Here is a 12305-nt window from a genome sequence, read left to right as displayed (position 1 = left end):
GCCCGGCGGCACCCTGCGCGGTGGCCGGTCCACGGGGTGTGCTCATGGACGGGCCCATGGACGGGCCCATGGACGGAGAGGGCGCAACTGGGCTAAGCACCGGCAGCGGCGCCGGCTGCCGCCCCGAGCTCTGGAGTAGGTGATGTCGACCCAAGACTTTCTGCGCGCGACCTTCGATGACCGCTTCTCGGCTCGGAGCCTGAGCCCCGAGCGGACCGCGGCGCTGAAGCGCTACATCTCCGAGCGGATCGGCACGGTCGACGGACGCGGCGAGGGTTTCGTCGACCACACTTTCCAGCGCGACCTGTCCGTCAAGTACCACTGGGGCCACAACCACCGGCTCGACGACGAGTTCACCGTCCAGGGCCGGATGGGCGACCGCCACATCGACATCGTCGCCCGCTTCATGGACAGGTTCGGCCTGGAGCGCGATCTGTCGGGGCTCACGATCCTGGACATCGGCTGCTGGACGGGCGGGGTCTCCCTCCTGCTGACCGCGCTCGGAGCCAGGGTGATCGCCATCGACGAGGTCCGGAAGTACGTCGACACCGTCAACGTCCTCGCCGAGACCTTCAGCCTCGGCGACCGGCTGGTCGCCGTGCCCGAGAGCCTCTACGACTTCCTGCCGAAATATGCCGATCACTTCGACATGGTGATCTATTCGGGCGTGATCTACCACGTGACCGACCCGCTGCTGTCCCTGCGCCAGATCTTCTCGGCGCTCAAGGACGGCGGGCGCTGCTTCATCGAGACCGCGGGGACGGACGCGCCGGGCAGCCTGTGCCGCTACGAGGGGCCGAGCCGCTTCTACCGGATCAACGACGAGGAGCTCAGCCGCGGCGGCTGGAACTACTTCCTGCCGACGCCCGAGTGCCTGCGCGACTGGTGCCTGGACGTGGGTTTCGCCGAGGCCGACATTGGCGAGGTCGTCCGTGACGAGCGCATTCACGGCGTCGCGCGCCGCGGTGCTTTCCGCGACTTCCTGCGTGCGGGCCTCTCCGCGCGCAACACCCGCTGACCGGCGGACAGGGGGCAGCAGCAGGCGGGGGCCAGAGGGGCATGGACGTCATGGAACCGCAGGGCGGCGCCGTCGCCCCTGAGAAGCGACAGCTTCCGCTCGTCGTCGATCTCGACGGGACGCTGCTGAAGACCGACCTGCTCTTCGAGGCGCTGTTCGAGCTGCTGGCGACGGCGCCCCTGAGGGCGCTGCGCACGCCGCTGTGGCTGCGCGGCGGCAAGGCGGGCTTCAAGATCCGCCTCGCGGACGTCGCGGTCCTTCGCCTGCACGAGATGCCGCTGAACGAGGCCGTCCTCGACCTCGTCCGCACGGCGAAGGCCGAGGGCCGACCGGTGTACCTGGCCTCCGCCTCGGACGCGCGCTACGTCAGGGCGCTTGCGGACCATCTCGGCCTGTTCGACGGCGTGTTCGCGACCGATGCGCACACCAACCTCGCGGGCGCCGCGAAGGAGCGCGTGCTGGTCGAAGCCTTCGGCGCCGGCGGCTTCGACTATGTCGGCAACGCCACGGTCGACCTCGGCGTCTGGCGCTCCGCGCGGACGGCCTATGTGGTGGACGCTGCGCCTGGCCTGATCCGCGCGGCGAACCGCGTGTGCGCCGACGTGCGCATCCTGTCCCCGAGGGCGCGGCGCGTTTCCGACTACCTGCGCGCGCTGCGCATGCACCAGTGGCTCAAGAACCTCCTGATCCTGGTGCCGGGCCTGGCGGCGCACGTGCTCCTGGATCCCGCGGCGATCCTTGCCGCGCTGCTGGCGTTTCTCAGCTTCAGCCTGTGCGCCTCCAGCGTCTACCTGCTGAACGACCTCCTGGACCTCGGGAGCGACCGCGCCCATGCGACCAAGCGGCACCGCCCCTTCGCCGCGGGCACCGTGCCGCTGGTCCACGGCGTGCTGATGTTCCCGGTCCTGCTGGCGGCGGCCCTGCTCCTGGCGGTCGCGGTGTCGCCGGGCTTCCTGCTGGTGCTGGTCTGCTACTACGCGCTGACGCTCGGCTACTCGCTGCTGATCAAGCGCAAGCTGATGGTGGACGTCGTCGTCCTGGCCTGCCTCTACGGAATGCGCGTCGTCGCGGGCGCGGTGGCGCTGGGGCTGCCGCTGTCGAAATGGCTGATCGCCTTCTCCATCTTCCTGTTCCTCAGCCTCGCCCTGGTCAAGCGCGCGGCGGAGCTGGCCAACCGCCTGAAGGAGGGGCGTCCGGATCCCGCGGGCCGGGCGTACCGGCTGCAGGATCTTCCCGTGCTCGAGATGCTGGCGACGGCCAGCGGCTTTGCGGCCGTGCTCGTGATGGCCTTCTACGTGGACAGTCCCGAGGTGCTGCCGCTGTACCGGCATCCCGAGCTGCTGCGGCTGGCGGGCCTTGTCCTGATCTGCTGGATCGGGCGGATCCTGATCCTGACGCATCGCGGCGAGATGCACGAGGATCCCGTCGTGTTCGCCATGACCGACCGGTCCAGCCTGGCTGCCGGCGCGGCGCTGGGCGCGATCGTCGTGGCGGCGTCGCTGTGACCTCCGCGCCGTCCACCCCGGTCGGCATCGCCGCCCGCTACGTCGCCTTCGCAATCATCGCGACCGCCATCAATCTGGCGAGCCAGTGGGCCACGCTGGCGCTCTATGGCGGCCCGCTGGCCCTGGGCGCGGCCATGGCCGTCGGAACGCTGGCCGGGCTGGTGGTGAAGTACCTGCTGGACAAGCGCTGGATCTTCGACGACCGCTCGACCGGCGCGGGCGCCCATGCCCGCAGGTTCTCGCTGTATACGGCCATGGGGCTGGTGACGACCGCCGTCTTCTGGGGCACCGAGCTGTTGTTCCACGCCTTGTTCGGCGAGGGCTGGGCGCTGCCGGGCGGTGCGGTCGGGCTCGCGATCGGGTATTGGCTGAAATACCGGCTGGACCGCCGCTTCGTCTTCGATCCCGCGCCGCGCCCGGCCGAGCTCTGCCCCCCCGGAGGACCATGACAGCCGACCGCGCCGACACCGTCCTGATCCTTGGCGCCACCTCGGACATCGCGCGTGCGATCGCGCGCCGCTACGCCGCGGCCGGCAGGCCGCTGATCCTCGCCGCCCGCGATCCGGCACGGCTCGCCCCCGATGTCTCGGACCTCGAGATCCGCCATGGCGGCCGGGTCACGGCGGTCGCCTTCGACGTGCTGGACACCGCCGGGCACGGGGCCTTCCTGGACGGGCTGCCGGGTCTGCCGGCCACGGTCGTCTGCGTCGTGGGACTGATGGGCGAGCAGTCCGAATCGGAGCGCGACGCCTCGCAGGCGGCGCTCGTGCTGCGGACCAACCTGGAGGGACCTGCCAGCATCCTGGGCGAGGTCGCGAACCGGATGCAGGCCCGCGGCTCCGGCACGATCATCGGCATCAGCTCGGTGGCGGGGGATCGCGGCCGCGCCAGCAACTACGTCTACGGTGCCGCCAAGGCGGGGTTCACGGCCCTCCTGTCCGGCATGCGCAACCGGCTGGCGCGCCACGGCGTCCATGTGATCACCGTCAAGCCGGGCTTCGTGCGCACCCGCATGACCGCCGGCCGGGACCTGCCGGGCGCCCTGACGGCCGAGCCCGACGAGGTCGCTCGCGCGGTCCTCGCCGCCGAGGAGAAGCGGCGCGACATCGTGTACGTACGGCCGGTCTGGCGCCTCGTGATGGCGGTGATCCGCGGGCTGCCGGAGCCGGTGTTCAAGCGGACCTCGCTGTAGGGCCGGGCCGCCCGGAGCCCCAAGCCGGAGCCACCAGACCGGAGAATGTCGCTGATGATCGGATCCACGGGACAGGGCCTCGGCTTCCTGCTCGGCGTGCCGCGTTCGGGCACGACGCTGCTCTCGACGATGCTGGAGCGTCACCCCGCCATCGCCTCGCCCGCGGAGCCCTGGATCATGCTCGCGCTGGAGCAGCTCGGCTGCGTGGACGTGCGCCATCCCGCGAACGCCCAGCTCGTCGGCTCCGCGGTCGGCCGCTTCTGGATCGAGGACAGCCGGCGCGCAGCGATCCGCGGCGCGGCCTCGGCCCTCTACGGCGCCGCGCTGGAGCGGACGGGAAAGACCTTCCTGGTCGACAAGACCCCGCGCTACTACCTGATCCTCGACTTCCTGGCGGAGATCTTCCCCGAGGCGCGCTTCATCTGGCTGAAGCGGGATCCGCTGGATGTCGCCGCATCCTACCGCACGACCTGGCAGGTGAACCTGGCCTCCGCGATCGCCGAGGGGCTGGACGAGCCCGCGGTCTTCGATCTCGTAGCCGGCCTCGACCGCCTGGAGCGGTTCGCGGCCGCGCGGGGCGAAGCGGTCCTGACCGTCGGCTACGAGCAGCTGGTCGCCGAGCCCGAGGCGGGGCTCGAGCGGATCCTTGAGCATCTGGGCCTTGCGCCGCCGCCGGAGGGAACGGCCTCGCTGACCCGCTTCGGCGCGGGCGGGGGCAGGGGGCAGGGCTTCGGCGACAGCAAGATCCTGGAGACGGACCGGCCGCACCAGGATTCCGTGGGCGGGTGGCAGGGCGTCTTCGACGACGGCGAGCTCTCGATCCTGCTGGACGCGCTCGGGGCCGAGCGCCTGCGCCGGCTGGGATATGGGGGGACGGTCGATGCCCTGAACGCGCGCGGCGTGACCTTCCGCGGCGAGGAGGGCGCGGCGCGCGAGCTCGCGCGGATCGAGGGGCTGATCGCCGACAGGATGGCGGATATCCGTCTGGTCACCAGCCTCGACCAGCCGCTGCATTCCGCGGTGCAGGGGCGCGTCCGGCGCGCGCTGCGCGGCGATTGATCCCGCCGCGGCGTGCCGCCCCGCCCTTTGACCCACCCTTGGCCCCGCCCTTGACCCCGGGGCGCGGCGCCGCCGATAAGGGGGCCCGCCCGCCCGCGACAGGATGAATCCGTGACCGCCTCCCCAGATCCAGCCCGCATCGAGGACCAGATCGTCCGCGTCGAGGAGACGATGCGGCGGCTGCAGCAGCTCGAGGACGATCCGGACCTGGCGGAGTTCAAGGCGGCCCGCCGCCAGGATGCGCTGCGGCGCCTGCGCGGCACCTTCGCGCGTCCGGTTGTGCGCCTGCGCATCCCGACCGAACGCGGCAATTTCCAGCCTGAGATCGTCGAGGACGTGCGCCGGCTCGGCGGGCCGGCGATCGAGGCCGATGCCGGCGGGCCCGCCGACCTCCTGCTGGTGCAGAGCAATTGGGCGCTGTTCAACGACTACCGGGCGGTGCTCGCCGATCTCAGGGCCGCGAACCCCGACGCGCTGAGCGTGATCCTGCTCGTCGACAACCATCACCTGTACCGCTACAGCGCCGAGTTCGCGCGGGACTTCGACATCGTCTTCTCGGCCCACGACATCGGGACGCGCTATCTCCACGCCTTCAACGATCTCGTCTTCAGCGGCGTGCCCTGCGGCGTGAAGCAATGGTCGGGCTCCCAGGCGGCCGAGTATTTTGGCCGCTTCGAGCACGAGCCGCGGCTGGACGCGCTCTACGGCCGGTTCGTCGCCCATGAGGGGCAGCCGCGCAACGCGCTGGTCGAGAGCTACGTGGCGGCGATCCCGGGCGGTGCGCTGCAGATCCGCAGCTTCGCGGAGGCGCAGGCGGACTATTTCTCGATGGGACCGGACGAGCGCTTCCGGGAATGGATGCGCTACAAGGTCTCCATCAGCGTCTCGGTCCGCCAGGACATGCCATACCGCCTGTTCGAGGCGCTTCTGGCCGGGCAGATCCCGCTGGTGGCGTCCAACGTCCATGGCTTCGACGCGCTGATCGGGCCCGAGCTGCAGCGCGACCTGCCGGTCGTTCGCTATGCCGATCCGAGCCCCGAGGGCGTGATCAGGGCCCACCGGCGCGCGCTGGAGCTGTTCGATGCCGGCGGCGCCGGCGCCGCGCGCCGACGGCACCTGCACGCGCTCGGGAACCATCTCTTCGCGCACCGGCTGCTCCGCATCGTGCGGACGCTGCGCTGGCTGTCGGGATCGACCTGAGCCGGCGGCGCACGAGCATGGCCGCATCACTCCCCGTACAGGCCCGGGCTTCGGGCACGAGGCGCCGATGAGCACGCCCATCCCCACGCCGCTGGCCGCGTTCACCTCGATCCCGCCGCGCCTGCGCCGTCCGCTGCGCGACGGCGGCGATGTGGGCCCGGAATACCTGCGCGCCTGCATCGCGTCCTGGCGGCGCTGCGGGCTGGAGCCGCACTCCGTTCATTACGAGGACGAAAGGGCCCTTATCAGCGATCCGCTGCCGGGGGTCGTCTACCATTTCCTGCCGCGCCGTCCCGAGGACGGCGCCAACAAGAAGCCACGCATCGCGACCCTGTTCGCCGCGATCGCTGCGGCGGGCGTGCCGCGCGCAGGCATCGTGAATGCCGACATCCTCCTGGCGGGCGGGCCCGGGCTCGGCGCCGCCATGGAGGCCTCGGCCGCGGGCGGGCTGCTGATCGGCAAGCGATGCGACGTCGCCGACCCCTTCGATGACGCGGGGCTGGCCTACGAGCTCGGCGTCGACCTCTTCGTGTTCGACGCGGACCTGCCGGGCCGCATCGGCGACATGGGGCTGATCCTGGGCGAGCCCTGGTGGGACTACTGGGTGCCGCTGGCCGCGGCCTTCGCTGACGTGCCGCTGCGCCAGGTCCAGGGGCCGCTGGCGCTGCACTTGAAGCACCCGCAGGCCTACAGCCAGGCGCTGTGGCTGGCCTTCGGGCGCGGTCTTCACCGCTATGCGCTGGACCGCGCCCGCGGCGGGAACGGCACCGCGGAAGCCTTCGCCGCCGCTCGCGATGCGGCGCTGGGACCCGTTCCGGCGGAGCTGGACGATCCCTACCTGCTGCGCTTCGCCAATTTCTGCGTCCGCTGGATCGACGCGCGCTGCACCCCCGTTCCCCTGGCCGAGGATCTCGGGTTCGGGCAGCCGGCCTTCACGCCGATCGGCGCGCTGACCGATCCGCCAGCCTGGCCGCTCGGCGGCGACGGCGCGGCGCTGCTGGAACGGCTCGGGCGCCGGGCGGCCGGGCGGTCCGGCCGCAGCGCCCCCAGGCTGCGCGAGACAGCGCTGCTGCTGCGGACGCTGCGCGGCGCGCTGGACGGAGGCGCTAGAGACGGGGGCGCCGAGACCGACGCCGCGGCGCTCGCCGCGCCCCTTCTGGATCTGATGGACGCCGATGCCGGCGAGATCGCAGCGCTGACCGGCGCCGGTGCCCCGGCGCTGGCCGCGCTACGCGCCCGGCTGGAGGGCGGCCGTGCGGCGCCGCGGCTGCAGGGCATGCTCCGCCTGCCTCTGGCGGCGGATCCCGGCGCCGAGGTCCTCAACGGGATGGCGACCGTCCGGGCCTGGGAGCGGCCGGACTGGCGCCACTACGACGAGGCGCATTTCGGCCGGCTGCTTGCCGCCGACATCCAGCACCGCAGCGGCTGGGCCTGGGAGCACGCGCAGCTCCTCTGGGGCGCGGAAAGGCTTGGCGCGTTCGGGCCCGGCCGACGCGCGCTGGTGGTGGCGCGGCTGCCCGACCCACTCTACGTCGCTCTGACGGAGCATGTGGCGGCGGTCGAGGTGCTGAACATCGGCGATCCCCCTGCCACGCCGGAGAAGGTCGCCGAGTGGTGCCAGACCAGCGAGCTTCCCGCCCTCGCCAAGCTGCGGCTCGTTCATGGCGCGGAGGACGCCCCGGATCGCGGTGCGGATGGCTTCGATCTCGTCGTGATGCCGCACAACACGCTCTTCGCGGAGGGGTGGGCCGGGGCCGGTGCGATGCTGGAGCGGGTGGTGCCGCTTCTCGCCCCCGGAGGCGTCCTGGCGATCGGGGCCAACGCCCTGGTCACCGGGACGCGGCAGGGCCCCTGGATCCCCGCGGGGACGCTGTCCTCGGGGCGGCTGGACGCGCTGCTGGCCAGGGCGGGCCTGCGGGCGGCCGCGCCGTTCTCGGCCGCCCTCGATCCCGCCACGCTCGACCGCGTGGGACCGGATGCCGCGGCGCCCATCGCGCCCTTCGCGGCGCCCGACGGCCCCGACCTGCTGATGCCCTGCACCTGGTTCGCGCGCAAGGAGGCGGCGACCGGCGCCGAGGGCTGGCGCGAGTTCCGCGAAGCCTGGGGCGAGGAGCTGCTGGGCCCGCAGCTCGGCGCCATGCGCCTGGTAGGGGGCGGGCACCCCGCCGGTCCGGTGCGTGCCGAGCCCGGATATGCGCCGGGGCTGCTGCTCTTCGGCCCGTATCTGCGGCTGTCGCCCGGCAGCTATCGCCTGCTGCTGTCGGCCGTGCCGCTGGACGGGCAGGGCGGACCTGAGCGGCCGGCCCTGTCCGTCACCGTGACGACGCCGGACCGCCGCAGCTTCGGCAGTCGCCGGGTCAACGCGTCCCTTCTGGGCGGAGAACCCGTCGAGATCGGCTTCGGGATCACCGAGGTGGATGCGCCCGGGGGGCTTTCCGAGCCGCTGGAATTCCTGGTGAGCGCCGAGGGCGATGCCGGCTTCGAGATCCGGGCGCTGGACCTCGCCCGGGCGGCGGAGGGGAGCCAGGCCCTGGGCGTCGACCTGCTGCCCCAGCTCTCGCTGGCGGGCTCCGCGCGCCGCGAGGGGGATGCGGTCGCGGTGGATGCCCAGGCTCCTTCGGGCCACGTGCTCTATGGCCCCTACCTGCCGCTGCCGGCCGGCGCTTACGCGGTCGAGCTCGCGCTGCGCGCCCATGGCCAGCCGCGGGCGCACGCCGTGGCGGTCGAGATCGTGCTGGGCGGCGAGGTGGTGGCCGAGCGCCGCGCCCGCGTCGCGGACCTGGCGCAGGGCCCGCTGCGGATGGAGTTCCGCGTCGGCCCCGAGGAGATCGGGCCCAATGGGACGAGCGCGCCTTTCGAGCTGCGGGTCAGCCATCTCGGCGAGGCCGGGCTGCGCGTCGAAGGCGCGCGGCTGACCGGCGGCTGACCGGCCGCCGGTCAGCCGCCGACGGCGCCGGGCTGCCGGCGCATGCGCGCGACGAGGCGGGTCGTGCTCTGCTGGGGCACGAGCTCGGCCAGCATCACGCGGCCGCCATATCCCTGCACGACGTCCGCGCCGACGACCTGCTCCACCGTGTAGTCCGATCCCTTGACCAGGACGTCCGGGCGCAGCGTGCGGATCAGCTCCAGCGGCGTGTCCTCGTCGAAGACCACCACCGCGTCGACGCTTGCCAGCGAGGCCAGCACGGTGGCCCGCGCGACCTCGTGCTGGACCGGCCGCTCGGGACCCTTGAGCCGGCCCACGGATGCGTCGCTGTTCAGCCCGACCACCAGCCGGTCGCAGGCGCGGCGCGCCTGCTCCAGCAGCGAGATGTGCCCGGGATGCAGGAGGTCGAAGCAGCCGTTGGTGAAGCCCACCCGCAGCCCGGCGCGGCGCCAGCGCTCGACGCGGTCCACGGTCTCCGGCAGCGTCATCAGCTTGCCGCTGCCCTCGTGGGCTTGGCGGTCGACGAGGGCCTGCATCAGCTCGTCCGGGCGGACGACCGCCGTCCCGACCTTGCCCACGACGATGCCGCCGCCGAGATTGGCGAGCCGGGCCGCCGCGGCGGCCGGGGCGCCGGCCGCGATGGCGGCCGAGAGCAGGGCCACCACCGTGTCCCCGGCACCGGAGACGTCGAAGACCTCCCGCGCCTGGGCCTGGATGTGCTCGACCTCGCCGGCGGCGGTGACAAGCGTCATGCCGTCCTCGCTGCGCGTCACCAGCACGGCCGCGACGCCGCACTCGGCGAGCACCCGGCGCGCCGCCGCGACGACCTCCTCGTCCGTCCGCGTGGGCAGCCCGGTGGCATGGGCGAGCTCGGCCCGGTTGGGCGTCAGCAGCGCGGCCCCGCGGTAGCGCGCGAAGTCCCGGCCCTTGGGGTCGACGATCACCGGTACGCCTGCCTGCGCCGCGGCCTCCATCACGGCCGCGATTAGGCGCGGCGTCAGGACACCCTTGCCGTAGTCCGACAGCGCGACGGCGCCGCAGCCGGGAAGCGCCTGCGCGCAGGCGGCGGCGAGCCGCGCCTCGGCCTCGGCGGCGAGCGCCGCGGTGGTCTCGTCGTCCACGCGCAGGAGCTGGTGGCCGCCGGACAGGAACCGGGTCTTCACGGTGGTCGGACGCGCCGCCAGCCGTTCCAGGCGGGCGGTCACGCCGGGCTCGGCGGCCAGGAGCGCTGCCACCTGCTCGCCCGGTCCGTCGGTCCCGACGACCGCGACCACGGTCGAGGAGGCGCCGATGGCCGAGAGATTGCGCACCACGTTGCCGACGCCGCCCAGCATGGCAGCCTCGTGCCGCTTGCGCAGGACCGGGATCGGCGCCTCGGGCGAGATGCGCTCGACCGTCCCGTCCACGAAGCGGTCGAGCATCAGGTCGCCGATGCAGAGCACCTGGGCGCCCGTGCAGCGGCCGATCAGGGTGGTGAGGTCCGAGAGCTCCGTCATGGGCGGGTCCTCAGGCCGCGGCCTGGCGTTCGAGCGCCGCGCACAGCATGTGGCCCAGCGTGATGTGCATCTCCTGGATGCGGGCGGTGCTGTCGGCGGGAACGATCAGCAGCGGGTCCGCGAGCCCGCGGAGATCGCCGCCGTCGCGTCCGCTCAGGCCCGCCGCGACCAGCCCGCGCTCGCGCGCGGTGCGCAGCGCCGCGGTGATGTTCGCGCTGCGGCCCGAGGTCGTGATGCCGACGGCCACGTCTCCCGGCGCGCCGATCGCCTCGATCTGGCGCGCGAAGAGCCGCTCGAAGCCGAAGTCGTTGCCGATCGCCGTCAGGGCCGAGCTGTCGGTGGTCAGGGCCAGCGCCGCCATGGCCGCGCGGTTGCGCTCGAACCGGACCGTCAGCTCGGTCGCGATGTGCTGGGCGTCGGCCGCGCTGCCGCCATTGCCGAAGAACAGCAGCTTGCGCCCGTCACGAAGGGCGCCGGCGCAGACATCGACGAACCGTGCGAAGGGATCCCTCAGGGTGTCCGCGCAGGCGCGGGCGACGGCCATGTGCTCTTCGAAGGTCTGATCGAACAGGAACTTGCTGTCCATCCCGCGCATCCCGCATCGGGCCGGTCACCGGCCGTGGCGGCCCGTTATAGTGCATGGGCCTGGACCTGTCGAAGGTGTTGCCCAGGAAGGCTGGTATCATTAAGAGACCCGGGGTCAGGCAGACGCTGGGGTGAAGAATGATCGTGGTTACCGGCGGCGCCGGCTTCATCGGCTCCAACCTCGTCGCGGCCCTGAACGCGCGCGGCGAGCGGGAGATCCTCGTCTGCGACCGGCTGCGCTCGGACGGGAAGTGGCGGAACCTCAGGAAGCGCGTCCTTGCCGACGTGGTGGCGCCGGAGGCGCTGCTGGCGCATATGGAGGCCGGCAGCGGGATCCGGGCTGTCTTCCACCTGGGCGCGATCTCGTCCACCACCGCGACCGACGGGGACCTGGTCTTCGAGACCAACTTCCGCTTCTCCCACGCGCTCTGGGACTGGTGCACGCGCACGCGCACGCCGTTCATCTACGCCTCCTCGGCCGCGACCTACGGGGGCGGCGAGCTGGGCTTCGACGACGACCCCGCCTTCGAGGCGCATGCGGCGCTGCGGCCGCTGAACCTCTATGGCTGGAGCAAGCAGCAGTTCGACCTGCTGGCGCTGCGCCGCGCCGAGCATCAGGCGACGCGGCCGCCCCAGTGGGCGGGGCTGAAGTTCTTCAACGTCTTCGGGCCCAACGAGTACCACAAGGGCGCCATGCAGAGCCTGGTGGCGAAGGTCTGGCCGGACGTCGACGCGGGCCGGCCGGCGCGGCTCTTCCGCTCGCACCGGCCGGACTATGCCGATGGCGGCCAGCTCCGGGACTTCGTCTGGGTCGGCGACGTCGTCGCCGTGATGCTCTGGCTGCTGGACAATCCCGGGGTCAGCGGGATCTTCAACGTGGGGACGGGGCAGGCGCGCAGCTTCGAGGCGCTGGTCTCGGCGGCCTACCGCGCCGTCGGGCGGGAGCCTGCCATCACCTTCGTGGACATGCCGCAGGAGATCCGCGGCCAGTACCAGTACTTCACCCAGGCCCGCATGGAACGGCTGCGCGCGGCCGGCTACGCCGAGCCGTTCACGCCGCTGGAGGACGCCGTGGGCACCTATGTCCGCGATTTCCTGGCTGCGGAGAACCGCTACCGCTGAGTGCGGGGCCGTCCGGGGCGTGAAAGCAGGAAGGCCTGCCCGGTCGGGCAGGCCTTCCTCTTTTCAGGGCTCGCCTGTCGGGCAACAGCGCTTGCTCTATCGATAGAGTTAGGCATTGCTTTACCAATTGTCAACCGGGTAGCGGACAAGCTTTCCCGGGCTCACCCCGCGTCATGCGGAGGCCGGCAGGGCGCCTGTGACG

Annotated in this window: 10 protein-coding genes; 8 read left to right on the top strand and 2 right to left on the bottom strand. The window is 72.5% G+C overall.

Annotated elements, in window-relative coordinates; genetic code table 11:
* The first annotated feature begins 142 nt into the window (after positions 1-142).
* The 7 genes from JUB13_RS04645 (at position 143) to JUB13_RS04615 (ending at position 8900) form a co-directional block, all read left to right on the top strand.
* The gene (locus JUB13_RS04645) at positions 143-1018 is read left to right on the top strand and encodes a class I SAM-dependent methyltransferase (protein WP_207477555.1); all 876 of its coding nucleotides are present in this window, start codon (positions 143-145) and stop codon (positions 1016-1018) included.
* A gap of 41 nt (positions 1019-1059) precedes the next feature.
* Complete coding sequence (locus JUB13_RS04640; RefSeq protein ID WP_207477554.1) at positions 1060-2523, top strand: UbiA family prenyltransferase; 1464 nt, start codon at positions 1060-1062, stop codon at positions 2521-2523.
* Complete coding sequence (locus JUB13_RS04635) at positions 2520-2972, top strand: GtrA family protein (protein WP_207477553.1); 453 nt, start codon at positions 2520-2522, stop codon at positions 2970-2972. The genes JUB13_RS04640 and JUB13_RS04635 overlap by 4 nt, the downstream gene beginning before the upstream one ends.
* Positions 2969-3715 carry an SDR family oxidoreductase gene (locus tag JUB13_RS04630; RefSeq protein ID WP_207477552.1) on the top strand — a complete coding sequence of 249 codons (747 nt, stop codon included), beginning with the start codon at positions 2969-2971 and terminating at the stop codon, positions 3713-3715. Before JUB13_RS04635 ends, JUB13_RS04630 begins: the two co-directional genes overlap by 4 nt.
* Before the next feature lie 54 nt (positions 3716-3769).
* Positions 3770-4774: a sulfotransferase family protein gene (locus tag JUB13_RS04625; RefSeq protein WP_207477551.1), complete on the top strand. Its 1005-nt coding sequence runs from the start codon at positions 3770-3772 to the stop codon at positions 4772-4774.
* A gap of 111 nt (positions 4775-4885) precedes the next feature.
* Positions 4886-5974 (top strand): CgeB family protein, encoded by a 1089-nt coding sequence (locus JUB13_RS04620; RefSeq protein ID WP_207477550.1) that lies wholly within the window; start codon positions 4886-4888, stop codon positions 5972-5974.
* A 67-nt stretch (positions 5975-6041) separates the two neighbouring features.
* Positions 6042-8900, top strand: a complete 2859-nt coding sequence (locus tag JUB13_RS04615; RefSeq protein WP_207477549.1) for a hypothetical protein — start codon at positions 6042-6044, stop codon at positions 8898-8900.
* 11 nt (positions 8901-8911) lie between these two features.
* Here the strand turns inward: JUB13_RS04615 and rfaE1 are convergent, their stop codons facing one another.
* Together rfaE1 and JUB13_RS04605 are read right to left on the bottom strand one after the other, a co-directional pair.
* Positions 8912-10396, bottom strand: coding sequence for a D-glycero-beta-D-manno-heptose-7-phosphate kinase (gene rfaE1, locus JUB13_RS04610; protein WP_207477548.1), 1485 nt, complete (start codon positions 10394-10396; stop codon positions 8912-8914).
* A 10-nt stretch (positions 10397-10406) separates the two neighbouring features.
* The gene (locus tag JUB13_RS04605) at positions 10407-10982 is read right to left on the bottom strand and encodes an SIS domain-containing protein (protein WP_207477547.1); all 576 of its coding nucleotides are present in this window, start codon (positions 10980-10982) and stop codon (positions 10407-10409) included.
* Positions 10983-11119: 137 nt separating this feature from the next.
* Here JUB13_RS04605 and rfaD point away from each other — a divergent pair, with 137 nt between their 5' ends.
* A complete protein-coding gene (gene rfaD / locus JUB13_RS04600) occupies positions 11120-12103 on the top strand; it encodes an ADP-glyceromanno-heptose 6-epimerase (protein WP_207477546.1) in 984 nt (327 codons plus the stop codon).
* Positions 12104-12305 lie beyond the last annotated feature (202 nt).

The sequence above is a fragment of the Arenibaculum pallidiluteum genome (genome assembly GCF_017355985.1).
Taxonomy (GTDB): Bacteria; Pseudomonadota; Alphaproteobacteria; order Azospirillales; family Azospirillaceae; genus Arenibaculum; species Arenibaculum pallidiluteum.
This window is presented reverse-complemented; position numbering and strand designations above follow the sequence as displayed.